General features: G+C 62.5%; 10 protein-coding genes. 6 read left to right on the top strand and 4 right to left on the bottom strand.

Annotated features, from left to right (window positions below; translation table 11 throughout):
- Nucleotides 1–119 precede the first annotated feature (119 nt).
- Together NA2_RS16565 and NA2_RS16560 are read left to right on the top strand one after the other, a co-directional pair.
- On the top strand, nucleotides 120–623 hold the full coding sequence (locus tag NA2_RS16565) for a hypothetical protein (protein WP_008598187.1): 504 nt from the start codon (nucleotides 120–122) through the stop codon (nucleotides 621–623).
- 434 nt (nucleotides 624–1,057) lie between these two features.
- On the top strand, nucleotides 1,058–1,948 hold the full coding sequence (locus tag NA2_RS16560; protein ID WP_008598186.1) for a MurR/RpiR family transcriptional regulator: 891 nt from the start codon (nucleotides 1,058–1,060) through the stop codon (nucleotides 1,946–1,948).
- A gap of 192 nt (nucleotides 1,949–2,140) precedes the next feature.
- Here NA2_RS16560 and NA2_RS16555 read toward each other — a convergent pair whose 3' ends face one another.
- On the bottom strand, nucleotides 2,141–3,547 hold the full coding sequence (locus tag NA2_RS16555) for a tryptophanase (protein ID WP_008598185.1): 1,407 nt from the start codon (nucleotides 3,545–3,547) through the stop codon (nucleotides 2,141–2,143).
- Nucleotides 3,548–4,375: 828 nt separating this feature from the next.
- Between NA2_RS16555 and NA2_RS16550 the strand changes: the two genes are divergently transcribed.
- Nucleotides 4,376–14,644: an SAM-dependent methyltransferase gene (locus tag NA2_RS16550; RefSeq protein ID WP_008598184.1), complete on the top strand. Its 10,269-nt coding sequence runs from the start codon at nucleotides 4,376–4,378 to the stop codon at nucleotides 14,642–14,644.
- Here the strand turns inward: NA2_RS16550 and NA2_RS16545 are convergent, their stop codons facing one another.
- Both NA2_RS16545 and NA2_RS16540 read right to left on the bottom strand, forming a co-directional pair.
- Entirely contained in the window at nucleotides 14,645–16,795 is a 2,151-nt protein-coding gene (locus tag NA2_RS16545) for a two-component system sensor histidine kinase NtrB (protein WP_008598183.1), read from the bottom strand.
- Nucleotides 16,792–17,544 (bottom strand): response regulator transcription factor, encoded by a 753-nt coding sequence (locus NA2_RS16540; RefSeq protein WP_008598182.1) that lies wholly within the window; start codon nucleotides 17,542–17,544, stop codon nucleotides 16,792–16,794. The genes NA2_RS16545 and NA2_RS16540 overlap by 4 nt, the downstream gene beginning before the upstream one ends.
- Before the next feature lie 281 nt (nucleotides 17,545–17,825).
- On the opposite strand from NA2_RS16540, the gene NA2_RS16535 reads away from it, so the two are divergent.
- The 3 genes from NA2_RS16535 to NA2_RS16525 all read left to right on the top strand — a co-directional run bounded on the left by NA2_RS16535 (nucleotide 17,826) and on the right by NA2_RS16525 (nucleotide 22,263).
- Entirely contained in the window at nucleotides 17,826–18,800 is a 975-nt protein-coding gene (locus NA2_RS16535) for an ABC transporter substrate-binding protein (RefSeq protein ID WP_040678251.1), read from the top strand.
- 148 nt (nucleotides 18,801–18,948) lie between these two features.
- Nucleotides 18,949–21,126 carry an ABC transporter permease gene (locus NA2_RS16530; protein WP_008598180.1) on the top strand — a complete coding sequence of 726 codons (2,178 nt, stop codon included), beginning with the start codon at nucleotides 18,949–18,951 and terminating at the stop codon, nucleotides 21,124–21,126.
- A 45-nt stretch (nucleotides 21,127–21,171) separates the two neighbouring features.
- Nucleotides 21,172–22,263 (top strand): ABC transporter ATP-binding protein, encoded by a 1,092-nt coding sequence (locus tag NA2_RS16525; protein WP_008598179.1) that lies wholly within the window; start codon nucleotides 21,172–21,174, stop codon nucleotides 22,261–22,263.
- Nucleotides 22,264–22,365: 102 nt separating this feature from the next.
- Here the strand turns inward: NA2_RS16525 and NA2_RS16520 are convergent, their stop codons facing one another.
- Nucleotides 22,366–26,154 (bottom strand): hypothetical protein, encoded by a 3,789-nt coding sequence (locus NA2_RS16520; RefSeq protein WP_157188269.1) that lies wholly within the window; start codon nucleotides 26,152–26,154, stop codon nucleotides 22,366–22,368.
- Nucleotides 26,155–26,606: the final 452 nt, after the last annotated feature.

The raw sequence follows: 26,606 nt of genomic DNA, 5'->3' as shown, positions 1-26,606 counted from the left end.
CGCGCAGACAGCGCCTGTATCGGTGATCGTCCGTCGCTTTTCACGGGCGTTCCGCAACGACCCGGCCCGTGGCATCATGCGGGCTGCCGTTTCCTGTGATCCCCGAAATCCGTGAAACAATGACCAGCACGAAAGTCCACATCAACACAAAAGCACTCACGATCGAGATCGAGGGAGAGGACGATTTCGTGCGCACATATCTGGATCGTCTGTTGCCGATCATCGAGCGGATCGGCTCCGACGACGGGCAGCCGGAGGGCGAACGACCGGCCGGAGACGCGGATCCCGATGACCGTCCTTCCGTGACGGGAAAGTCGCGGCCCGAAAAGGTGCCCGCCGAACCCCGCCAGCCGCGAAAGGCATCGCGTCGTGCCGGTCCCTCGTGCCGCCAGCGCATCAAGGCGTTGCGCGACGAAGGTTTCTTCAACGAGCCGCATGGCATTGCGGAGATCGTCGAGAAACTGCGGCAGGACGGCCATGTCTACAGTTTGAACCAGGTGGGCGCTGCCCTCTCCACCATGTCCGGCAGCAACGAGATCCGGCGCGCCTCCGTCGATGGACGGTACAGATACTTCTTCGGCGATGCCAAGGTGGACGCCGCCGATGAGGCGAAAGCCTCTTAATCCTGCGTCTAGACCGGTTCATCGTTTCACAGAAACGCTGAACCGTTCTAACTCCTTGTTTCTCCGCGTTTATGCGGGCGTCGGGTGATTCCACCCGACTGCAAAACGTTCTAGGTTCTGATCCGGGACGATAAGCGGTTCCGCCTGATGTCGGCCGCCGGCCGGCGGCGCCTGATTGGCTGGTTCCTGCCTCGTGCATGCCGCCAGATTTCCCTCACCAATGCCTTGTCACGCAATGCACCGGGCGGATGTCCTCCCCCGCCAGGCTCTGCATAAATCGTCCGCGCGAATTTCTGTGATAAAATCACATTACAGCGCTTTATCAATATTGTGATGTCTTTTGTAATGGATTTGTGATGTCCTGTGATTATCTGACTCGTCAATAGTTCAACAGCCTCGGCCGGGGGTAGGCGCGATACATGAGGTGTTCTGTGATGTCTGTCGTGGTTTATCAGAATCTGAATGACGGGAATCCACTGGCCGAAGAGCTGCTGCGCTCTTACAACGAGATGTCTCAACAACTGCAGGCGGCTGCGCGTTTCATTCTGGCGCACCCTAAGGACGTGGCTTTGCTGTCGATGCGGGAGCAGGCAGCCAAGGCTGGGGTTTCGCACAGCACGATGGTGCGGCTTGCGCAGTTCGTCGGTTTCGAACGTTTCGAGGAGCTGCGCGAACTCTATATCGACTCGATCCGTCACACCGGGTTTGCGTCGGACGGATGCGATGCGGGCAAGCAAGTCTCCATGGGACGGGTTGCCGAGTGCGGCGAGGCCATTTATGCCGCTGCTGCCCAGATCATGCAACTGGCCGATGAGGGCAGGGTTGCCCAGCTGAAAGCGGTCGCCCGGAACATGGCTGCCGCGCGCGGCATCATATGCGTAGGGCTCGACGCCGATCACGCGGCAGCGCACCATTTCGCGTTCTCGCTGGGGTCGCGCATGCGCGCGGCGATGCCGCCCGAAACAGACAGGGACGGCATGTCCATGCAGCGGGCCAAGACGGGGGATATCGTCTTCGCGGTCGGGCTGGCGCCCGATTGTCCGGAGACCGCCGGAATGCTGCGCAGGGCTGCCGCTGCCGGCGCCACCACGGTGGCGATCGTCGGCGAGAGGGCATCCCCGCTCGCGCGCCTGGCCAATGCCAGCATCACGGTCGCAGAACCCTTCCACGGCGCTCGGTGCGCCGGCATAGCAGCGATCGCCGTGGCCGACGTCCTGGCCGCAATGGTTGCCGAGAAGTTGAAGCCGGATACCAGGATCACCCTGGTCGATCTAAGGCACGAGCAGAATGCGGTGCCCATCGCATGCGAGCGCGTGCCTGCATGAGAGGCGCGGCCGAGCCGCGTTGATCCGGGCAACGGTTTGGCCCTTGGGCTTGGAACGAGCAGTGGTGTCACGCTGCCCGCACAGGCCGGGCACATGGCTACCCCCGGTCAGGCAGACCCGCCGCCAACAGGCCTTGCGCCGGAGGGGCAGGCAACGATAGCGCGCCGGCCCGCCTGCGGGCGTTCGCCACCGTCACTCATCGGCGAACAGTTCGCTTCCCTGCATCGGCTCGAAGCGGGCCTGGAAGAAGCGAAGATGCTTCGGCTCGTGAACGAAGCGCAGGCCACGGAGGATGCGGTGCCGCGACCGATGCACATCGATGATGGAATCCGCGACGAAATCCATGTGGCTGCGCGTATAGACGCGGCGGGGAATGGCGAACCGGACCAGTTCCAGTTTCGGCATGCGATTGGCGCCCGTTTCGGGGTGGCGGCCGGCGGAGATGGCGCCCCGCTCCACGCCGCGGACGCCCGACCGCTCATAAATGGCGGCCGCCAGCGTTTGTGCCGGAAACTCTTCCCTGGGAACATGGCTCAGCGTGGCCGCCGCATCCAGATACACCGCGTGCCCGCCGATCGGCATGACGACCGGAACATCCGCGGCAATCAACCGATTTCCCAGATAGGCGACCTGCTCGACGCGCGCGCGGATGCTGTCTTCCTGAACGGATTCCTCGATCCCCTGCGCGATCGCCTCCATATCGCGGCCGGCCATGCCGCCGTAGGTATGCAGACCCTCATAGAGCAGCACCTTGGAGCGCGCCTGCTCTGCGAGCTCGGCGGACCGGACACCAAGCCAGCCGCCGATGTTCGCGAAGCTGTCTTTCTTTGCCGACATGGTCGCGGCGTCCGTCAGGTCGCACATCGCCAGCAGGATTTCGGCGATGCTCCGGTCGCGCCATTCTTCCTCCCGCGTCTTGATGAACCACGCATTCTCGATCGCCCGCGCCGCGTCGAGGACGACCATGATGCCGTGCTCATTGGCCAGTTCGCGCACCGCCGCCAGGTTCGCCATGCTGATGGGCTGCCCGCCGGCCATGTTCACCGTCGCACCCACGCAAACATACGGGATCGTCGCCGCTCCGAGGCGCTTGATGAGATCTCTCAGCTTGCCGATGTCGAAATTCCCCTTGAAGGGATGGGCCGAGGAGGGGTCGTGCCCTTCATCGATGATCGCATCGTGGAACGTTCCGCCGTTCAGTTCCTGATGAATGCGCGTCGAGGGGAAGTACATGTTTCCCGGCAGATTGCTTCCAGGCCAGACGAGGCATTGAGATATGATGTTCTCGGCCGCGCGTCCCTGATGCACGGGTATGATGTGCTCATAGCCGTAGTACCCTCTGATCGTATCGTGGAAGCGGTAGAAGCTGGTGGCGCCGGCATAGGCTTCGTCCCCGACCATCATGGCCGCCCATTGTGCGGCGGACATCGCATTCGTGCCGGAATCGGTGAAGAGATCGATGTACACGTCCCGCGAATGCAACAGGCAGGTGTTGAACCCGGCCTTGCGCAGCGACGCATGCAGCGTTGCGGGCGCCGGCCTGCTCATCGGCTCAACCGCCTTTATGCGCCAGGGTTCGGGCAGGTAGGCGTGGTCCATCGTTTTCATCTCCTAGGCTCGCATGGTGATGTCGAGTGGGGCGATCGCCGGGCGAACCGTCCCCGGCAGGATCGTGCTTCGTGGGGAGGCCGCTGCTTGTCGCAATTTGGCAGTCCGATGAACCGCGCCAGATCGCGGCAAGGATTGGGTTGAGGATGGTTTGAGCCGCGCGAGGAGCGCGTGACGGAACATAGGATTATTTTGTGAGTATATGCAAGATAAAATTGTGACTTGTTTGTGATATCGAAGAAAGCCGCCCGCGCCGGCTGAACAATAGGAGTATGCCCCTATCGCGATGCTTCGTATCTAAACAGTTGAGTTGCTTGTAATGCCTCAGGGTCGCTATGGCGCGCAGCGCTGCCTGTCGGACGCGTCGGGCAGGGCGGGTGAAGCCACTGATCACAATCAACATGTGATATCTACGCATCCATGCCTCGGGAAACGTTCTTCCGGAGTTCCCGCCAGGTCGAGCAGGGCGACCGGCGTTCCGGACATCGAGCTTTTCGCCATTCCATATGGATTTTGCTCACTTGCGGGGGCGATCTAACTTGAGCGCGAACGTGGCTCGATGAGGGCCTACGCGAGGATTTCATGACCGGACTGCTCGATGAATGTGAAGCGATGCCATCCATGAGGCGAGTTGCAATCATGTGGCCTGACGCGTTGCCCGCGGGCTGGGGTCCGGCGACGGCATTCCGCATCCGCTATGCATGCGATCGGTCGCAGCCGGGTTCTCGCGGTGCGTTTGTCCAATCTTAGAATGAGTTTGGCCGTGGAGCGTTCGGGGTTTCTTCCCTGGGCGTGTGGGCCCTTTATCCGGAGACGCCGATGTCGGTGAACAAGACCCATCAGAAGTCTCCGCTTGATCTTGTCGCCGGGGTGAACCCGTTCGCCAAATTCACCACGACGTTCTCCGACATGGCCAGGTCTGTCGCGCGGCAGGCGTCGGCCGGACATTCGAGGGGCGGTGCTCCGGCGGGGGTGTCTTCGCGCGTTCTGTCCCCCCGGCTCCTGCAATTGAGCTCGTCTCCTGTCGCGCTGTTTCACAAGTCGCCCCTGGAGCTTGGCACCGATCGGCCTCTCGACCGCGCCGCGGAAGACCGGCGGCCGCAGCCCGTTCAGCCGAAGGTGATGGGCCCGCGGCAGAGCGACGTCGCCTTGAAACGGCTGGAGAACGGCGAGACGCTGGAGCACGTCTCCAGCAGCATGGGGCTTGATCAATCCGCGCTGAAGGCCCTTCTGGAATCCGAGAAGAACGTGACGGTGACGGCAACCGCGCCGACCGGAGACAATGGCGATGTGGCCTCCACCACTCTGACAGACCGGCGGAGCGGTAAGGTCACCACCGTCTCTCACGACCATCAGCACGACAGCCGCACCACGATTGTGGAGGATGGAAGCAGGCGGACCACTTCCCGGAAGGACGGCAATGGCCGCACGAGTGATACCGAAACCGATCTCCGGACGGGCAGGAGCACGACCACCATCGTCGATCCAAAGGCGGGAACCGAGCGGAGGATCGTGGAGGACGGCAAGGGCGGGCGTACGGAAACCGTCCGGCGGCTGGACGACAAGGGCTATTGGCGGGACGTCCGACCGGGCGAGCATCTGTCGGGCATATGGGAAGCGGAGGCGAAGCCGCGCGGCATCTCCTGGGATGCCTTCAAGGCCGACAATCCGCACCTCTTCGCCAATCCGCAGAGAGACCCGGATCTGGTCTATGCGGAGACGGATAGCGTCCGAATCGACGGTGGTGGTGGCGAGACGACGCACAAGGTGACGGCCAACGGTCACACACTGACGCGCCATCCCGACGGCAGGCTGACGCTGGGCGACGAGAACGGGGGAAGCGCCATCCCGATCATGCCCGGTAGCGCGCAGGAAGGGCTCGCCATGCTCCTGCTTGGCGCCGACCCTGACAGCACCGACCTGCAGAAAGCCAAGGAAGGCGAGATCATCACGGCAGCGGTTGGAAGCCTGCTCAATGGCGATGCGCTTCCGGCCCTGTCCCAGGCGGTGATGATACGCGCCGCCGCCAAGGACAGGGCGATAGCGGACTACGAGGCCGGACGTCCGGCCCAGGACGCGCTCGATACAAGCGGCGCCGTGATCGGCCCATTCGGCAAACCGCCATCCGATAAGCCGCCGTCGAAGGTCAACTGGACGCCCATGCTGGTCGGCGGCGGCTGGAAATGGTTCGACCCCAAGGTTGCCGATGCGATCACCGCGGAAAACCTCGCTGTCACCCAGTACAACGAGGCCGAGGCGAAAGCGGGACGCTATGATGCGCAGCTCGACGTCTACCTGTTGGATCCGGCGTTCGGCTCGGCGGCGCGAGAAGCCACGCGCAAGGTCCAGAATGTGTTGGCGTTCTACGACAAGCGATTGCCCGCTCGCGCGTCTGGCGGCACGCTTGCGGAGGCGCAGAAACGGCTTGCCTCTGCCGATAGGCGTCTCGATACTGCGCGGCAGGCACGCAGCGCATATGAGCAGGGCCGGGGGGAGTTGCTGGATGCGATCGCCGCACGGGCGCAACTGCCCGGGCTCGAGGCGCCCGATGCGAAGCGCCCTGTGGATCAGGGTATCTCGGCCGAATACTTCGCGGATCCGAATGCATCCGCTCGGCTGGCCCATACCAGGAATGCCAAGTCGTTCACCGCCGCCGCAATGTACATCAGCAAGGGTGACAAGCTTAACGCCGACTATTGGGTCGACCTTGCCGATGAGGATCGGCGGAGGCTCGAACGGGACAAGCCCGGCAGCGCCGAGCATAAGGCGGCGGTGAAGGCGCATGAGGATATGGTCGAGCTGCGGGAGATCGGCATCGGCGAGACGAATCTGGCGGGAGCTTACCACGACTATGCCGAGCGGCAGCATGGCGCGGCCGTTCTGAACTGGCGTGCGGAACCGCTCAAGCAAAGGATTTTGGAGGAGTATTTTGGGAACGATCCGCGTCTTCAGGATCCGAACGGCTTTACCGTTGGGGGCGATGGAGCGGGATATAAGGGGATGGTCTTACGCGGCGAAGGAAAGGGGACCGGCCGGATGGTGGAGGCCGAGCTCAAATACAGCGACGACGGACAGATCAGTCTGCACATCGAATACGAGAACTCCGTCTTCTACGACAGGGAACGGGGCAAGGGCGGCACCAAGGTCCTGGCCCGGACGCTGACCTTCCCTATGAGCGAGGGCGGTGCGACCGTACGCGCCGAATACCGGGACCGACCCGCCAATCGGGAATGGCAAGCGCTGATAGACAGCGCGCGGCCAGTGACCCGCGACATCAAGGCGGAAGCTGACGGTTCTCAATCCGGGCTCAGCGGAGCGAAGGCGCGGATACTGGGTCTTCAGATCCACCAGGTGGACGCCCTTCGCGAGAATGCCAAGTCCCGAAGCGTAGAACTGATGACGGCTCGCAACGATGCGCTCAAGCTATACCAGGGCGGCGCGATGGAGATGCGCGAGGGCGTACCGGAGCCCGGGGAGCAGACCGTCGAGATCAAGATCCAGGGATACACGCTCGGGGTCTCCCCTGAGATCGCTGAACTGTATGAGCGGGACGGCATCCAGGCGCTCGGCGCCAGCGACAAGGTCGTCCGCATCGAGATTGACGGCAGGCCGCGCTGGGTTCATCCGTACGTGGCGGCCGCGGAGCTTGACCGCAAGGCGGCCGAGGACGAGAGCAAGCAATACGAGAAATGGGGAAGGGAAAGCCGCAGCAGTATGGTTGCCGAACAAGGATTGTATCGGCAATCCGCCGCCAGGTTCCGGCTTTTTGGCGGCGGTGGTTCAGTCGACCACGCATCCCGTTCGGAATACATCTACTTCCAGGAGCAGCGCGACAAGGCGCTGGCCCGCTACCGAGGGAACCTGGAGCGGCTGCACGAGGCGGGCGTGGACGGCAAGTTCCGCCTCTACGAGGGCGACGCGCTGGAGAGCCTCGCGGCGGAGGCGCTGAACGTCGATCGGCACAGCGAGATCGTACAGGATGTTGTCGGGGAGATCCGGGATCGAAGCAACGGCGTGCCCGAAGTCAGGGTGGTGCCCATATTTGCTCTCGACGGGGGGATGGCGAGCGGATCGGCGCTGTTTGCCGTGAAGAAGGACGGACGGGAGGTCGGTTACGTCGATGCATCGGGCAAGTACCATGAGCACGAGGCGGACAAAGACAAGTTCGACGGCTTCCAGCACAACAACCGATTGTACAGCGAGCAAGGGCATCTGATCGTCCCCAGGGGCGGTGACATGGCTCTCGGCGATGATGGCGTGTTCAGCCCCGGCGACGTGGAGATGATTGCCGCCCGCAAGGTGTCGACGGGCGAGCGCATCGCCGACGCCACCATCGGCATTGTTGGCGCTGCTGCCGAGGGCGTGGCCCTGCTCTTTCCGTTAGCCAGGCCTCTGGCGCAACCGATCGCCATGGGTACAGGCCTCTATCTCGGCGGCAAGCAGATCAAGGAGGAGTTTGTCGACCATTGGCTTGTCCAGGGCGGGAACCTTGACGAGCAATCGTTCTGGGCCCTGGCCGGCGGGCTCACCATCAGCCTGCCAATGGCGGCAAGCGTCGGGCGCGGCGTCGGATTGCGGCGCACCGGCATGTCATGGGGCCATGCGCTGGCCGGCGGCTTCGACATGGCCAGCGCGAGCGGCCGGGGCCTGATGAGCTTCGGCGGCGCGCTGCCTTCGGAGGCGGCCGTCAGGGAAGCTATGAAGACCATGCGCGGCAGCGGGTCCCGGGCCTTGAACCGGACGATCCTTGGCCTGGATGCCGGCGGCTTGCTGGTCGGGCTTCCCCTGTTGGGCCAGTCGCTGGCCGAACTGATCGAGCGCGGCGGCGACATGTCCCTCGTCGAAATCGCCGACTCCATCGTCGGCCTCAGCATGGGAACCATCGGCACCGGTCTCAGCATCCGCGGTCTGATGCACGACTTCATCGGCGGCGACATACTCAGCCTACATACGCTGACATTCCCGTCGTTCAGCATCGGCGCGTTGCCGCGCCACCACCAGATCTTCAACATGCTAGCCCTTCTCAACGCAGGCATCATCGGCGGTCACCGCAGCCCGGACGATCCCATATCCGACCTCAATGCCCTTGATCCGGACGTCGCCGAACTCGTCCAGCTGCTCGCCGCACGGATCGAGCCCGGCACCGTCTCTCCCGACGAACTCGTCCACTTCCTCAACATTCTATGGATCAGCGCAAACGACCCCACACTCATCAACTTCTCCGAAAGCAACCAAAACCCGCAAAAAGAAAAAACGCGCGAGCCAGAAGGCAATCCGAGACAGCAACCGGTATACGATGGGGTGGAAAAGGCGGCGGAGCCCGTCATGTACGACGCATACCCCGGGCAGCGCGATACCGGGTCGGTGCAGACACTTCATGCCCTGCAGGGGTCGGTACCAGAGGGCGAGGAAGTGGCGAGCCTGCTGATCGAACTGTCTTCCAGGTCAGTGGAAAGGATATCCGAATTCTCTCCCCATGATGGTCGTGCCGAGTACAAGGTCGGCAACTTCCGGGTGCGTGGAAACCCCGTCGAGATCAACTGGTTTCATCAGGCAATCACATATCTGGAAAACAACTCTTCGTATGCTCGAGAGATAATCCGGGAGTCGGAGAGCAACGGTATAGTTAGAATATACATATCGGGTAATATTTCAAGCGTGGACAACGATTTCATAGTTTGGAATCCTTTGGCTGGAATTATGATCGATGATGAGATAATAAGTCCATCAATTATACTAATTCACGAGATCGCTCATTCAAACTTATCAATAAAAAATAGAGATGCGTCAATAAGTCTCCTCAATGCGAAACTCTCGGATGGGAGCTTTAAGAATGCCGAGGAGCTGAGGGCCACCGTAATAGAAGGGATTGTTGCGGAGCAAATCGGAGAAAAAGTAAGAGAAAATTACATGGGAGGTATAATTATACCAGTTTATCATCCCTTAAGCAGGAATAAATTTGATATAATTATATTAAATAATAATGTAGGCAACAATAATTATGAAACGATTTCCATCGAAAATCAAGAGTTCACAGCACATATTATTTTCGCCCTGATTTCAAGGTCGCCTTTAGGGGAGGCATTGCTCAATGAGCTTGCGTACTTTTCCAGTGCTTCTGATGAGCTGACGAGGAGAGTTGCCTCCGCGTTTTTGCATAAAGAGATGGAAAACTCCGACGAGGGCAGCAGATTTACAAATAAGTTCGAGTACATAAGAGATGGACTATCTATCGATTCGGAAATTGGTATAGAAGAATTTTTTGTATATTTCGTAAATTGTTTAATTGAAGGTAACAATTACGACAACGTTAGGGTAAATAACTACACAGATAAGGAATCTTATATTAAAGATTATGTTGATGAGGAGATACTTAGATTTTCAAGAAATTTGTTTTTATCTCACATAATATTTAATGACGTGAAGCGGAATCTGCCCCCTTCGTTTCTAGAAATTTCCTCGCCGCAGATTAGCAGGGCTGTTATGGAGCGGTACCACGATGGAGATATCGGTCCTGAGCAAGCTTTGCGTGAACTCGGACATATGGTCAGAGTGCTCAGGAGCGGGGAAGCCGGCACAGATTTCGAAGGATTTTATCGGGACGTCGCGGAGGACAATTGGGCGAGACACCAGGCATCCATCACCGATCCTGCACGAACTAAAGCAGAGGCCTATGTCGCGGGACAGGAGGGAGTTCATCCTGACTCGCATGAACGCCCGACGATCGAGGAGCCGGGGCCGCATGAAAGGCGTTCCAGCCTCAGCGCGGATCACGTGCCGCAACCTCCGCGGCTTTCGCCTGAAGGCGAACGCCGGCAGGAACTCTGGGATATCCCGGGCCAAAGCCGGCTCGGCCGTTCCAACCCGGATGCGTACGCTCGGGAGGAGGAGGGGTCCCCCCCCGCATCCGACGCCTCGGAACGGAACGACGCCCTCGCGTCCGGCGACGACGACCGCCGGCCCGGACATCGTGCGCTCAGGGGACCGGATGCGGGCAAGGAAGACGCCGGCCAGATCTTTTTCGAGTTTGATGACGGATCGGGAGAGATACTCCAGGCACGCATCGTCGGGCGCCCCCCGCAGCGTGCCGGCGATGTGCGCGTAACACCAGAAAGAGGACCGGCATCATCGGCGGGGTCGCAGGCCGACGCGGGCGCGACACACCAGGTGGTGTGGGAGAACGGCACGCCCTATGTCGTGCCCGTGGCTGGACAAGGGTCGACGGGCTTGCCGGCAAGAGACTTTTCTTCGCCGCCCGCGCAACGGCCGCTTGATCCGCAACCCGGCACAGCCGATGCCGCTCAGGGAGCGCCGGAGACCCGTCGCGTCCACGCCGGTCCAATGGTGCCCGACGAGGTGGCGGCGCGTGTCGATCCCGAATTCGCCGCGCGCGTCAAGGATCGGATCGAGGCCGAAGGCGGTCAGATCACGTTCCGGGATTTCATGGATTACGCTCTCTACGGGATCGATGGCTATGGCGGCTACTACAACTCCGGCGACGTGACGATCAGCGCCGATGCGGCGGACAACGGCATGGCCGACTTCGGTACGTCGCCGGAGGGAAGCAAGTATTTCGGCCATACGGTCGCAAACGCCATCTCCGACATCTATCGTTCGATGGGGAGCCCCGCGCGGTTCGATATCGTCGAGACGGGGGCTGGCAACGGCACGCTTGCGAAGACCGTTCTGGATTGGTTGCGCGAGGCTCACCCGGACGTCTATGCGGCCGTCAACTACGTCATTCTTGAACGCGGTAAGGCGCTGATCGAACGCCAGAAGCAGACGCTGGGAGACCACGAGGTTCAATGGGTGCATGGGAGCGCCTACGAGATGCCTCTGCGGGATGTCCAAGGGGTCTTCCTGTCGAACGAGGTGCCGGATGCTTTTCCGGTCCATCAGGCGGTCGTTCGCGGAGGAACACTCAAGGAGATCTACGTTTCCGTCGATGAAAACGGACAGATCGTCGAGGTGGAAGGTGACCTCAGTCCGGATTTGGAGCAGAACTTGGGCGTTGTCGACCAACTGGTGCCCGGTTGGTCTTCCTTGCCGGACGGGCAGCGCATAACCGTCAACCTCGCGGCGGCCGATTGGATTCGGAAAATGGGAAATGCCTTGCAGAGGGGGGGCGTGATCGCGATAGACTACGGCGCCAACAACGCGGCGCTGCGCGAGCCCTATTCGTTCTTCCGGCAAAAACTCCCCGTCGATGTTGCTTATGCGGCCCCTGGAGCCATCGACATCACATCCTGGGTCGATTTTGAGCATCTGATGGCAACAGGTCGTGAGGTCGGCCTGGAGCCGAGCACATTGCCGCGCCAGAAGGCTTTGTCGGACCAAAATACCTTTTTGAAGGACAACGGTTTTCTCGATCTCATTAAGGATGCGGAACCGACCGAAAAGTCGCGGGCGAAGGGCATGACGATCTTCGGCAGCGCTTTTCAGGTTCTGGTGCAGCAGAAGAATCTTGATCCCTCGAAGGGTGCGATGCCGCGGCGCGAGCCGGTTAGGAATCTTGATGGGGCGACGGAGCAATATCCGGAAGGCACGGAGACTGATTCCGCACCTCAATCGTTACTAGAGGGGCCGGATCGGCTAGCGAGGAAACCGCCTTATGCCGGCGCGGCTCATAACGTCGGGCCGGTGGTCGGTGAGCCGGGCGCTGTGCCCAGGATCGCGGACGGACCGAAAGAGGAAGAGCCGTCGGCGCTGCAAGAGGACGCTTCTTCGCAACAGACGCAGGAACGGTCTCCCGAAGGCGTGGACGCGCTGCGCGTCGATGCTCCCGCGGAGAGCGCGAGCCAGGAAGCATCGCCTGAGGAAACGCCACGGCGAGCAAGCGACGAGCCCACGCCCAGCGTGGACGAGACGATTGGCGCCAAGAGCCGTGACAAAGAATCCGCCGATACTGGCGAGCCCCATTGGCCTGAAGGTGAACGGCAATCGCAACAGCCGACGGCCGTCTTCGATCCCACCACCGGCAAGGTCGAGGTGAGCTTGCCCTCACGCAGCCACGCGGAGCCTGGTTACGTAGGGCAGCCGCGCGCGCCGACCGAATCGGAGGTTAGGGGCTTGACGTCGAGTGAGATCGGAAAGCTGACCGGCCCCGAACTGCGCGCCATCCCGCCTCATCTCCTCGCATTGCTCACGAAAGAGCAGTTCCTTGGGCTGACGCCGGAGCAATTCGCCGAGCTGACGCTCGATCAGCTGCTCGCGCTGCGGAAGAAGCACTGGCGCTGCGTTACGGCCGACCACCTCAACGCGCTCAAGCCCCGGGTGCTGGCCAAGATACCGCCGAGAATGGTGCCATCCATACCCACGGAGGCGGTCGCCGGGCTTTCTGTCGAGCACGTCCGTCATTTGATGCCCGAACAGGTTGCAAAGCTCACGCCGGACCAGTTGGCGGCCATGGACGTTGAGCAGCTGTGGGCCATCGCGGAGAACCTCGACTACGACCTTGGCCCGGCACAGCTTTCGAAGCTCGACGAGGCGCAGAAGACAGCGATCGAGAGCGGGGAGCCTACCCACCGTCGTGCGCCGCCGCTCCTGAATGTTGCGCGGGTGGCGATGTACATCGTCTTGACGCGGGTGTCCGCTGCCACCTTCGGTCACGTTACCGGCGCACAAGGCCCGTTCAATTCCATGAGCGGGCCGGAGGCCTCGACTGCCGCCTATTATCGGTCGGCATTGTCGAAATATGCCTGGTACAAACACAACCACGCAATGATCGATGTGTTCGAACGCGCGGCACAAGGGCGGAAGGATGATGCGCTTGCTCTCCTGGAGAAAATTCTCGACCGCTCCGGTCGACGCGGTGCCCTGCCACTCAACAAGCGAGAAGCTGCCGATCTGCGCAAACTCGTTGCGCAGGTTGCCGATGCAGGCAAGAAATATCAGGAAGCGCTTGCCAAACTCGATCCTGCACAGCGAGGAAAGCTGCCACCGATAAAGATCCGCAAGCTGCCCACGCTCGATGAGTTGTCGAACGTAAAGACTCTTCGCGATCTGGCAAAGGCCGATGGCGTCGCCGAGACGCTAGCTGCGATGGCCGCGGACAGGAACAGCGAGTACTACGGCCAACGTCCCGAGACGATCATCCGCAGCCTCGCTGCCAAGCTCGAAAAGACCGGCAATCAGGAAATGTTGCGGCAGCAGGAAATGCTATCGGACCTGCTACGGACCGCCGAGGCGAAGAAGGCTTACAAGAAACTCCATAAACTGCTCAACGAACGCTTTGCGGATAAAGGCGATCCGAACAAGGTTGACCACAAGGCGACGGAGAAACTGACCGGAAGCTCGATGTCTCCGGACACCTGGCTCGGTTACTTCTTCAAGCTCGGCTCGTTCGGCGGCGCCTTCAACGTATTGCTGGCCTGGGGAAGCAAGGGGATGCCCAAGGACGGCTCGTGGGCCGACTGGGCGGCCTACTCGGCTGATCCGGTGGGCGTGGCGCCTGCCGTTTGGGTCCAGTGGAAATATCTAAAGGCTCTGCGTGAGATCACCGACTACAAGGCCGCTCACCCCTATCCGCGCACGCCCGAGCAGGAGGAAAAGCTGGCCGAGCTCGAGACCAAACGCAGGAAATGGAATACCTTGGCGGACTTTACGAGCCTGGCAAGCGCGGCGCGCAACATCCTGGTTGGCATCGGTTATCTCAAGGCCGGCGACTATGCTCTTGCCAGCGGCTCCTTTACTCAGGCCCTGAGCAGCATCGGCTGGGTTCTCGTACAGCAGACTCCGAAGATGCTGAGCATCAGTCCTAAGACCAAGCTCGTGATGCGATACAGCGCGATCGCGCTTGGCGCAGCCGTCCCTACGGCGATCCTTTTGACGAAACTCCTCAGTGAAGACGAGGAAGAGACCGATCCCAGCGTTTTCGATCGCTTGTTCGACTTCGGCGACGGCGTGCTCGATGATCTCCGTGACCTGCTCGAGCCTTATCCAATCTTGCCGCCATTGGGGGAGACGAAGCGTTTCGATCCGCTGATTGACGATGAGCTTGGCTCGGTCGCGGCCCATGACCCGGCGACCTTGGCTGGTGCCGCCGATGATCCCGATCCCAGCCTCGCGGGTGCCTATAGCCTGGCCTGATCACCGGCTCGAAGCATTGTCTGCCGGGTGGGGCGCCGTGGGAAACAGCATCTCTACGCGCGTGCCCTTCCCTGGACGAGATCGGATGGAAACCGTCCCGCCCGACTGGCGTACGAAGCCGTAGACCACCGCCAGGCCGAGGCCGGTGCCTCCCTCTGCGCGCCGGGTCGTGAAATAGGGCTCGAAGGCCCGGTCGACCACCTCCGCCGCCATGCCGACGCCGCGATCGCGCACCTCCACGGCCAGCACGTCCCGGCGCGCCGAAGCGTCGATCGTGATCTCGCCGCCCTCCGGCATGGCCGCCGCGGCGTTGATGCACAGGTTGAAGACCGCCTGCTCGAACACCGCGGGATCGAGGCAGACGGCGGGCAGAGGCTTCCGCACGTCGAGCCTCACCGTGCAGCGCGGGCCGACGGCCATCTCCAGGATGTCCGCCATGCCGTGGAGCAGCGATCCGACATCCACCCGGGACGGCGCCAGCGCCTGCTGGCTTGCCACCGAAAGCATGCTGCTCGCCAGCGACTTGCCGCGCTCGGCCGCCTTGCGGATGCGGGCGAGGTGGCGCTGCTGGCCGTCGTCGAGCCGGCCCGCCTTCTCCAGCATGCCGAGGCTGCCGGTGATGACGCCGATCATGTTCCCCACCTCGTGGCTCACCTGATGGGTCATCAGCATCAGGCCATCGAGGCGCTGCGCGCGCCGCGCCTCCTGCTCCTGCTGTTCAGCCTCCGTCACGTCGCGCACGAGCATCACCACCCGCTCGCCGGGCTGGCGTGACAGCGAGATCTCGAGCACCCGTGCGCCGGTGCCGCGGCTGCGGATCACGGTCGGCGCGCGCAACGTGCCGGCATCCTCCTCGCCGTGCGGCAGCAATCCGGGGTCGAGCTCGGCGATGCCGGAAACGAAATGGCGCGCCTTGAGCTTGCGCGCCGAGGTCGGTGCCCGCATCAGCGCGATGATGCGGTGGTTCATGGTGATCGGCCGGCCGGTGCGGTCGAAGATGGCGATGCCCTCGTTCATGCTGCGGAACGTCGAGCGGATGGTGCGCGCCGCGGTTTCCGCCGTGCCGCGCAGCCGGCTAACCCGGTCGACGCTGGCCTTGAAAGAGGCGAAGGCGCGGACGAGCTTGCGCAGCTCCGTCTCGCTGCCGTCGAAACGCGGCGGTTCCGCATCCCTGTCGCCGCGCGTCAGGTGCTCCATGCCGTTGGAGATGCGGGTGATGGCCTGCGAGATCCGGACCGCCGAGCGGATCGCATAAACGCTGAGCGCCATCACCAGAAGCAGCGCCAGCACGATCATGCCGCGCAGGCGGTTCAATGTCTGCGAGGTGGTCTCGAAACCGGCGCTCAGCGTCTCGCCGGTCCGTACCGTCTGCGCCTCCATTGCCGCTGCAAGCTGCTGCGAGGCCGAGCGCAGGCGGACAACCGTGGAGCGGATGGCGGACAGCCGTGCGAGATAGCGCTTCCGCATCTCGAAGAGATGCTCGTATGCCGCGAGGAAGCCGGCGCGCCCGGCTTCCGCTTCCGATTGGCCTAGGTCTGCCCGAACGGGCGCGCTCGCCTGCAGGAAGCGGCGGCGCATCTCGCCCAGATGAAGCAGGCTTTCCGATGCCGCGGCCGACAGGGCAATGCGGTGAAAGGCGTCGCCGAGCTGCGGATCCAGATAGCGCTCGTCGCGTTCCGCCTCGATGCGCGCGATCTGGGCGGTGGCCATCGCCTTGTGGTCCTGCGCCTCGTCGGCGATCTCGGCGAGCGACAATGTCTCCCTGCGCAGGACGAGGAGCAGCGCGAGAACCTTTCCGGTCTGCGCTTCCTCCTCCGGATCGGCGGAGCCGCCAGGCGGCCGGCTCCGGATGAAGCCCGTCAGCTCGTCGATCTGCTTCGCCACCTCCAGGCTTTCGCTGGAGAGACGGTAGGGCGAGGTGCTGTTGGGCAGGAAAGGCGCAGCCGACAACAGTGCAGAGATGCGCCGCGAGATCGTCGAGGCCTTGGCGAGGCTGGCAAAGGCGGAAGAACCGTAGGAGGTCATCTCCATGCGCGCGCTGGTCAAGCCGTGTATGGCGATCAGCGACAGGCCGAGGACCAGCCCGCAGATGAAGATGATCACGAACGGCAGGCGGAACGCGATCGAGGAGAAGAACGAGCGATCCTTCAAGCCGGTCCCTCTTCGGCGGCGTCTATCATCAGGACATAGCCCTTGCCGCGTCGCGTCTTGATGTGCCGCGGAAGGTCGGGATTGGGCTCGATCTTGCGGCGCAGGCGCAGCACCAGGACATCGACGTTGCGATCGGCGTAGCGGTCGTCGTCGGCGCCGAGGCGGTTGAGGATGCGGACGCGGTCGACGGCCTCGCCGGGTGCCTCGGCGAGGATTTCGAGAAGGGCGAATTCCGAGCTGGTGAGGGTGAGCGTCGAATTGCTCAGGCAGATCGCCCGCCGCGCTTTCAGGTCGATGTGCCAGTCGCCGATATGCAGCGGCTTCCGGCCATCGCTCCTGATCGTCGCCTCGCGCTCCGGCTCGATCCGCGCATGGCCGTTGAAGCGTCGCAGCAGCGCCTTGATGCGGGCGGTCAGCTCGATCGGCTCGAACGGCTTGACCACATAGTCGTCGGCCGCGGTCTCGAGCCCGAGCACGCGTTCGGCGGGACTGCCCGCTGCCGTCACCATGACGATGCCCATATTGCTTTTCTCGCGCAGGCGCTGCGCGAAGGCGCGTCCGGAAAGGCCGGGCAGATTGTGATCGATGAGCGCGATCGTCATGTCGTTCTCGGCCAGCGCCTGCCACGCCTCCTCGGCCGATGCCGTACAGAAGGGCAGCCAGCCCTCGGATTCGACGAGATCGGATATGAGCTCCGCCATATCCGGGTCGTCCTCGACGATCAGAATTCTTACATCCTTGCCGTCCAACACCGCTTCCTCCCGATGCGACGATAGAACCGCTCACAGAAATATCCAATGAAAGACTTGTGACGATAACAGTCACATTCGCAATAAATGCAATCCGGGCAATTTTTTTGCCGGGCGCAACGCAACGCTTGCAACGGAACCGTTGTTGCGCTGCCTGAAGGTTCCTTCATTCTCTCCTTCAGGGAAGCCTGTCGGGTTGGACGGCCGGCTTCCGTGACAGACGGGAGGAAGGAATGAGGAGAAGGTTTCACTCCGGCGCAGGTGCCGTCGCCTTGCTTGCGATGACTGCGTCCGCGGCGGCCGAAGGCAGGCTGAACGTTTTGTGCGGGGCCGACGAGGCTTGGTGCACGGGGATCGAGGCTGCCTTTGAACGAAAGTCCGGCATCGACGTATCGATGGTGCGCAAGAGCTCGGGCGAGATCCTTGCGCAGATCCGCGCCGAGAAGGACAATCCCAAGGTGGATGTGTGGTGGGGCGGCACCGGCGACCCGCAGCTCCAGGCCGCCGCCGAAGGGCTTCTGGAGGCATATTCCTCCCCGGTCCATTCCGAGCTTCTGCCGTGGGCCCAGAACTTTCACGACATTTCCGGTGGCCGGGCGACGGGCATCTATGCCGGCGCCCTGGGCTTCGCCTACAACACGCAGATCCTCGAGAAGAAGGGGCTGACCGCTCCCTCATGCTGGAAGGACCTAGCGAGCGAGACCTATCGCGGCGAGGTGCAGATCGCCAATCCCAATTCGTCCGGCACCGCGTACACGGCGCTCGCCACGCTGGTGCAGATCTTCGGCGAAGACGAGGCCTATCGCTATCTCGGCGAGCTCAACGAGAACGTCAACAGCTACACCAAGTCCGGCTCCGCGCCGGTCAAGGCTGCGGCGCGCGGCGAGACACTGATCGGCATCGCCTTCATGCACGACGCCGTGACCCAGAAGCAAGCCGGCTTCCCGATCGAGATCGTCGCTCCGTGCGAGGGCACGGGCTACGAGATCGGTGCCGTCAGCGTGATCAAGGGCGCGCGCAACCTCGACAACGCCAAGCTGTTCGTCGACTACGCGCTGAGCGCCGAGGGCCAGGCGACCGGCGCCGCGGCCGGCCAGAACCAGGTGCCGTCGAACGGCAAGGCCACCGTGCCGCCCGAAGCGCCCGACATCGCGACGATCAAGCTCGTCGACTACGATTTCGCCACTTACGGATCGGCGGATATGCGCACGCACCTTCTCTCCCGTTTCGACGGTGAGGTGAAGACGGCGCATTGATGTCGTACTGCCCGGATCGTCGCAGCCCCCCCGGCATCGGGCGGCGATCCGGGCTCTTTCCCCTATCATGGCTTTCCGGGTTCTCGTCCCGGCACGCATCGACCTTACAAATGAACCGGCCCGGCCGGCTCGACAGACAGGCTGTGTCATGCAGAGAGCAGTTTTCACCCTGGCGGCATTCGGACTCCTGGGCTATTGCGCCATGCCCTGGTTCGGTGTCGACTACGGCATCTTCGAGCGCGATTGGATCGACGCCGGCGGTCTTCTCTCCGAGCAGGGCGCGCCAGGACTTCTGCAGACGCTGATCCATGGACGTCCGCTGCTCGCGATCCCCGGTCTGGTGCTTGCCTATGTTCTGTTTTCGGCCTGTGGGATCGGGGGCGTCCCTCGCGGTCCGCGCCTGTTGCTCTGCCTGCTGGTGCTGGGACTTGCCGCCGTCGCCCTGCCGCCTTTCGCCGCCCGTTGGCTGGGTTTCTTCCCCGAGGCCGGCGGCCAGGCGCTGGGCTATGGCGCCATCGTCGTGGCCGCGTCTCTGCTCTTGTGCGCGACGACGCTTTGGGCGCGCATGGGACGCAGCAACCGCGATGCCTTCGCCGTCGGCTCGATCGCCCTTGTGCTGGTGCTGATCGGCCTTTTCGTCTTCTACCCGATCCTCCACGTGCTGACGCAGGCCGTATCCGCTCCCAGCGAGGGCACCGTGATCGGCTCCGTGCTTTCGACGGCGACGGGCAGGGACGTATGGGGGCTTGCCTGTTTCACCGGCGGCCGCCATTGCGGCGTCGCTGTGAACTCGATCCTGCTCGGCGTTCTGACGGCGACGAGCACCACAGTGCTCGGCCTTGCATTCGCGCTCCTGATCACGCGTACCCGCTTCCCCGCCAAGGGGCTCCTGCGCGCGCTGACGATTCTGCCCATCATCACCCCGCCCTTCGTCGTCGGCCTGGCGCTCATCCTGCTCTTCGGCCGGGCCGGCTGGGTGACGACCTTCGCCGCCGATTTCCTCGACGTCGAGGCCGGGCGCTGGCTCTATGGGCTTTGGGGCGTATGGCTGGCCCAGACCCTGGCATTCACGCCCATCGCCTTCCTGGTGCTGATCGGCGTGGTGGAGGGCGTGAGCCCGTCCCTCGAGGAGGCGGCCCAGACGCTGCGCGCCGACCTCTCGGCGACGATGCGCACGGTCTCGCTGCCGCTCTTTCGGCCGGGCCTCGCCAATGCCTTCCTGCTGGGGTTCATCGAAAGCCTGGCGGATTTCGGCAATCCCCTGGTGCTCGGCGGCGCCGACGGTGTGCTTTCGACCGAGATCTATTTTGCCGTGGTCGGCGCGCAGGCCGATCCGGCGCGCGCCGCCGTCCTCGCGATCATCCTGCTGTTCCTGACGCTCGGCGCGTTCCTGGTGCAGCGCATGTGGCTCGGCCGCACCAGCTACGCCACCATCACTGGCAAGGGCGACAACGGGGCCCGCGCGCCGCTGTCGCTTAGGCACAGCGCGGCCGTCCACGGACTGACCATGCCGTGGCTCGCCCTGACGGTGGTGGTCTATGCGATGATCTTCTACGGCAGCTTCGTGAAGCTGTGGGGCTACGACCACACGATCACCCTCGATCACTATCGCACGGCATTCCGCGTCGAGTGGCTCGACGGCGCGGTACTGTGGAGCGGATCGGCGTGGAATTCGTTCTGGACGACGCTCACCATCTCCTCGGTCGCCGCCCCGCTGACGGCGGCCCTCGGCCTGCTGACGGCCTGGCTGCTGATCCGCCAGGAGTTTTTCGGCAAGACGGCCTTCGAGTTCGTGACGATGCTGAGCTTCGCCATTCCCGGAACCGTGGTGGGCCTGAGCTACATCCTCGCCTTCAACGTGCCGCCGATCGAGCTCACCGGGACCGGTGTGATCCTCGTGCTCTGCTTTATCTTCCGCAACATGCCAGTGGGCGTCCGCGGCGGCGTTGCCGCGATCAAGCAGATCGACCGCAGCCTCGACGAAGCGTCGCTGACGCTCGGCGGCGGCAGCTTCCAGACCCTGCGCTACGTTCTGCTGCCGCTCCTGCGGCCGGCCATCGTCGCCGCCGTCGCCTATTCCTTCATCCGCGGCATCACGTCGGTCAGCGCTGTCATCTTCCTCGTCAGCGCCGACCACAACATGGCGACGGCCTACATCATCGGTCTGGTCGAGAACGGCAGCTATGGCGTGGCGATCGCCTACGCGAATGTGCTGATCGTTGTCATGCTGGCGGTGATGCTCGCGGTTCAGTTCGCCTTCGGCGGCCGCCGACTGCGCCGGCAGGAGCGCATCGGAAACGCGCTTCCCGCCCGCGCGAGAAGCTGATCCGCGCGCGACGCAGCCACCATAAAAGTGCAAGGAGGACGTCTCATGCTTCACAATCCCAACGCTGCGACCGCGACCAAGGCCGATCATGGCCGGGTGATCTTCGACCGGGTGTCCAAGAGTTATGGCGCCGTGCGTGCGGTGGAGGCGGTGAGTTTCGACCTGGAACCCGGCACGCTGGTCACGCTGCTCGGCCCGTCGGGCTGCGGCAAGACGACGACGTTGCGCATGATCGCCGGGCTGGAGATGCCCACCGATGGCCGCATATTGATCAGCGACGAGGACGTGTCGACGCTGCCGGCGACCTATCGCAACGTCGCGATGGTGTTCCAGTCCTATGCTCTGTTCCCTCACATGACGGTCATGGGAAACGTGACATATGGCCTGCGCATGTCGGGCATGAAGAATGCGGAAGCGCGTTCGAAGGCCGAGCAGGCGCTGGAGATCGTCGGCCTCGCCGGCTACGGCGAGCGCCTGCCGAGCGAGCTCTCCGGCGGCCAGCAGCAGCGCGTCGCGGTGGCGCGCGCGGTCGTGCTGCAGCCGGAGGTGCTGTTGCTCGACGAGCCGCTCTCCAACCTCGACGCCAAACTGCGCCGGCAGGTGCGCGACGAGATACGGGCGCTGCAGCAGCGCCTCGGCGTCACTACTGTCTACGTGACCCACGACCAGGAAGAGGCGATGGCCGTCTCCGACCGCATCGTCATCATGCAGGGCGGCTGCATCGCCCAGGACGGCACGGCGATGGAGCTCTACGAACAGCCGCGCACCGCCTTCGTGGCGAGCTTCATGGGCGATGCCAATCTGCTCGACTGCGAAGCGCTGCGCAGCAGCGACGGTTCGTGGGTCGCCATGATCGGCGACCACCAGTTTCCGGTGGCCGCGAGCGGCGTCGAGGCGGGCGCCGCGAAGCTCGTCGCCAGGTCGTCGGCGATCAGCATCGGCCCCGCTTCAGAGAGAACCGGAGTGCCCGGCGAGATCAGATCCTGCACTTTTCTTGGCGACCGCGTACTCTACCGCATCGAGACGCCGGTCGGCGAACTCTTCCACATCAAGCACGACACCCTGGCGCACGACGCGTCGGAGAACGAGGTGCGGGTTCATCTCGATCCGGCGAGGCTCCGGCTCGTGGCCCGATGAGGTTGGCGATGTTGCCGGCAGGGGCGTGCTTTCCGGAGGGCGTCGGCGGAGGTGGCGCGTTGCCATGTGCCTTTGGATTCTCACGTTTATGATATTCTATAATCACCAATATGATATTCGGTAATCTTTAATAGGGATGTTGTTTCTATTGCAAAAACCCAATAGCTTATCGGCGTTGAAGTACGATAATCCTATGAAAAACCTGCCCCCTTCTTCTTTTACAAACTCGGCCACTGCTTCCGCCTGTTCGGGGCTCCATTGATTGAAGGTGTCCCTGGCGCGATCTCGCGTGTATTTAAGGTCGCCGAGTGCGCCCATCAGGAGATGGCCGGCGCTCCGTTGGATATCAGGCCCGCCCAGATAGTTTTCGTCCGGGAACAGAAGCGAGGCGAATCCCGGCGCTCCCTGGTCAAGAAAGTCGTTGTGCTCGGCCAGTACCTTTGCGACGTCCGGCTTGACGCCGAGTATTGTTGTCAGGAAGTTGGCATCTGCCTGATCGAACTCGTGTGCTTTGGTCCAGGCTCCACGTGCGGTGACAATGGTCGTACCGACAAGCATGAAGACTGCTGCCCAGCCGGTAAAGAAAGTGCCGCTGCGGCTCAACGCGGCCTTGCTGAATGCATTGTTGCCGACGCCGGTCTTGCCGGTCGCCGCACTCGCCGGGCCAACATTTCGAGCCGCTTGGAACCCGGGACCCGCCATGGCGAAGCCGTCGCTCAACGCGACAAGACCGTAGCCGCCGACGGTAATCCAGTCGCCACGGATACCTGCGACGATAGCGCTGGCAGTGTCAACGAGGAAGTACCCGGCATCCGCCAGGTCTTTTGTGAGAACTGCGGCAGCACTGGACATGAATTTCTTCCAGCCATCGCCCACATTCATCTGTTGGATGCGCTTGTCCGCTGCACTGAAGCGGCGCTGAAACGGTGTGTTTGCGTTGCCGCTCATGTCGACACCGAAGACGGCCGTCTTCCAGTTGTTGGGAAGCAATGCGCCCGCCGTGGCCGAGAGGGCCACGGACGCGTGAAGGGGCACATAGAGCCAGTCGAGCAGTTTGTCGCTTTGGACGAGTTCTCCGATGCTGCGACTGAACAAAAAAGCGCTGAGACCACCGGAGACGCGGCCGATCGCGTATTTGCTGGAATTGTCTTCGCCTCCGGGGACAACCGGACCGATCAGCAACTTGTGGAACGTGGTTTCCTTCGTGCCGCGCTTCAGGGCTTCCACCGTCAGGAATGTCGAAAGTTGTCTGACGGCGCGCTGAAGCCAAGCCGACGAAGGAAGCTCGGGGTGCTCCAGCTTGGAGTTCGCGGGATCGCTGGCATCTCGATGCGTGGGGATTGGCGGGAGCTTTGCGAGCGCCTGGGTGATCGTCATTGGCTCGTGGCCGGTGACGCGCAATTTGACTGGCATGGGAACCCGGTCAAAGCCGGGTGTGTTCTCCAGTTCGCCGCCATACAGTTTGACGGCAAGCTGCATGCTTTCCTGACGTTCCCACTGATGAATCTTCTTCTCGCCGTCCATCCTCAAAGCTTGTGCCGCTTGCGGGTTGATCCGCAGCAGTTTCTGAACGTCTTCCCAGCCCTGCTTCCGGGCCTCTTCCTCGTTCAGAGCATCCGTCAGCCCGCCCCAGGTCGAGACCCCGTGGAAGATGTCGTTGTAGCCTTTCGCAATCTTTCCATCGAGTTTGTTGAGGGCGCCATTAAAGCCTCTGATCCCGCGAACGGCGAAGATGAACGCCGTTTCCCTCATCTCCGGGCTGGCTTTCGCCGCCGTGGCGAGAAGCAGGGTGATGTTCCCGTCGCGCCCTGACCGGGCCAGGATCCCAAGGTAGGTCGTGTCCTGGAAGACACCCCCGCCGGGTGGGTTGAACGTCAACCTGCTCACGATCGTACCGGCGATGTGATCGACGGCGGCCTTGCCCTCCCCGGGCACGTCGCCGTCGCCATACACGACGTTTCGACTGACTTCGGCAAGGTCCCGCAACGCCTGTTCCTGGGGCAACACCTCCGCTGGGTCGTCCCCGAGCGGCATGGGCACGCTGCTCCCGTCATCGGCGAGCACGCCTATCGCTTGATCCATCATCGCAAGGACGCGGGGATCGTTGAGTATCTTGCCGCCGTAACCCGGCAGCGTCGCGGTCGTGCTGGTCAGGGCCTTGGCTTTTGCCATCAGAGCGACGGCGCCGTCCATTCCGCCGTCGCCCCATGCCGTCTGGAGCTCGCCGATCGGCCTTCTCTTGAAGATCTCGTCATGTGCGTCGGCGATGCCCTTGTTGACGGCGCTCAAATACAGGTCGCGGTCTCCGGCGACATAGGTCCGGTAAACGCCGCCGCGTTTCAGCATCGCCGCCGCCTGAGCTTCGGGGATGGCTTGCGTGCCCGGTATGGCTGCCGCATCGTCAGCCGAGGCGACGAGCTGCTTGCTTGTTTGAGCGGACACCTCGGCGTAGTCGCCGCGCTCCGCGGCCGCGATAATGACGCCGAGCTGATCGTTGGTGCGCCCGTCGAGCATCCATTCCCGTTTCTTGATGAGGATCGCCTCGTCGACCGCCGCGACGTAGATCGGGTCGTTGGGCGCCCGGGCAGCAATCGGCTTGACGAGATCCGTCAGTTCGGAGAGCTCCAGCTTGTTGTCCCCGTTCCTGTCGTAGCCGACGAAGGGAACGCCCTGCAGGGTCGCCCCGTAGTCGATCTCCTTCACGATCCCAACCACGAGGTCGCTCTTCGCCGCGTTGCGTTCCTTCTGAGAGAGTTCTAGATTTCCCGCCTTCGCCAGGGCTTCCCGCTGATACTTCAAATACCCGAGGCGCGTTGGATCGAGGACGAACACGATCTCACCGGCACGCAACTTCCGGTCGCTGTCGCCGGACGCGGCCGGCCGGGTTCCGAAAGGACTGGGATCGAGCGAGGGCGTGGCTGCCAGTTGGTCTCGGGTCGCACCGGGGTCGTTGGGATCGATGCCGGCCCTTACATAATGCTCGAAAAGCGTGTCTCCGGGCTTCGCGGCCTGTCCCGCCAGGCCGAGAATCTCGCCGTTCCATGGGGTGGTCATGGAGTTGCCATCGATCACCGTGGTGTTGAAGCGACCTGGCATGATCAGCGGCGACGTCACCGACAGGTCGGGCGGGCCATCGGGATATCCTCCGTCCTCCGGTATGAACAGTTCAATAGGCGTTGGAGGCGGTTGATCCGAAACTGCCGGAATGAGCGGGAACCCGTGGCCGTCGCCAACGCGCCGGTCCGTATATTCGGAGTTGCCGATCGTGGTTCGGACCTTCTTGCCGTCCTCGTTCACCTCCTTCGTCAGGCCGGGCTGCTGGGGATCGTGAAAGACCGTTACCCTTCGGCCGCTCTCATACTCTACGGTAACCGTTCCCACACAGGTACCATCATTCAATTCTTGAGTGGTGTCGCTGAGCGTGACGCCGCTCTCGGCAAGTTTGGACACCAGTTCGGTTTCAGTCATGCCAGTGGCTTGAGCCGCTTTTTTGAGGGTGTTTCCGGCTTCGAGCCAATGAGTGTAGTCGGTGTGGTTCAGCCCCGGGCCTGGCCTGTTGGTGGACAAGTTCGTGTTTTGCCTTGTCTTTGGCGCATTGGACGACTGCCGATCATTGCCGTGCTGCCCATGGAAGTGCGATGTCCAATCGGGTGCGGGCGGTTGCGAATCCGTTTGAAGCAATTGCTGGAGGTTTGGCGGAAGCGGCTTGGCATTGGATGGGCCCGTGGGACCGTGTGCGGCGTGGGTTTTGCTCGCGCCGGCATGTGGTTGGCCAGGCGCCGCACCGACCACTTTGGTAACGCTTTGGGCAAATTGAGCCAGGCGCGCGGCTGGACTTGCCGCGACGAAAAGAAGGAGCGCCTTGTTCTGCTGAATCGGCGGTACGGACATAGAATCCCTCCCATGATGCCAGTGCGCCTTGGTTGATGGAGATCACTCGGCTGCAGTCACCACTCAGCTGCAGTTATGTTGACAAGACTTTCGGTCGCTTAGCGGACAGGTTCATCAGTCACCTTCTTATCCAATCAAGGCTAGGGCTGCCTTTGACAGCGACAAAATCCAAATGGAACCAGGGTGCTTCTTCGTAGTTCTGAGCCGGTAATTGACTCTCGTTGCGAAGAAACGGAACCGTCGGCGGCAAGATGGTCTTTTGAGCTGGTGGTCGATATCCGAATGCGCGGTGCAGTTGCTCGGTGTTGTACAATTCGCCCACGGAACGCCCACGGGACCGATTTTGAGCGCGAGCTTCTTGACCTGCTCCCCTGAATGTACCTGACGTGCTACCCGACTTTGGATCGCCCGGAACCGGAACTTCCGAGGGTGGTATCTCATGCGGCGGAAGC

Origin of the sequence: Nitratireductor pacificus pht-3B (assembly GCF_000300335.1) — a bacterium.
GTDB lineage: Bacteria > Pseudomonadota > Alphaproteobacteria > Rhizobiales > Rhizobiaceae > Nitratireductor > Nitratireductor pacificus.
Note: the sequence above shows the minus strand (reverse complement) of the source record. Positions and strands in the feature narration are given on the sequence as shown.

What these genes read in the sequence shown, in the direction of transcription:
- NA2_RS16565 (WP_008598187.1), top strand. Translation starts at nt 120, where the DNA reads ATGACCAGCACGAAAGTCCACATCAACACAAAAGCACTCACGATCGAG.
- NA2_RS16560 (WP_008598186.1), top strand. Translation starts at nt 1,058, where the DNA reads ATGTCTGTCGTGGTTTATCAGAATCTGAATGACGGGAATCCACTGGCC.
- NA2_RS16555 (WP_008598185.1), bottom strand. Translation starts at nt 3,547, where the DNA reads ATGGACCACGCCTACCTGCCCGAACCCTGGCGCATAAAGGCGGTTGAG.
- NA2_RS16550 (WP_008598184.1), top strand. Translation starts at nt 4,376, where the DNA reads ATGTCGGTGAACAAGACCCATCAGAAGTCTCCGCTTGATCTTGTCGCC.
- NA2_RS16535 (WP_040678251.1), top strand. Translation starts at nt 17,826, where the DNA reads ATGACTGCGTCCGCGGCGGCCGAAGGCAGGCTGAACGTTTTGTGCGGG.
- NA2_RS16530 (WP_008598180.1), top strand. Translation starts at nt 18,949, where the DNA reads ATGCAGAGAGCAGTTTTCACCCTGGCGGCATTCGGACTCCTGGGCTAT.
- NA2_RS16525 (WP_008598179.1), top strand. Translation starts at nt 21,172, where the DNA reads ATGCTTCACAATCCCAACGCTGCGACCGCGACCAAGGCCGATCATGGC.
- NA2_RS16520 (WP_157188269.1), bottom strand. Translation starts at nt 26,154, where the DNA reads ATGTCCGTACCGCCGATTCAGCAGAACAAGGCGCTCCTTCTTTTCGTC.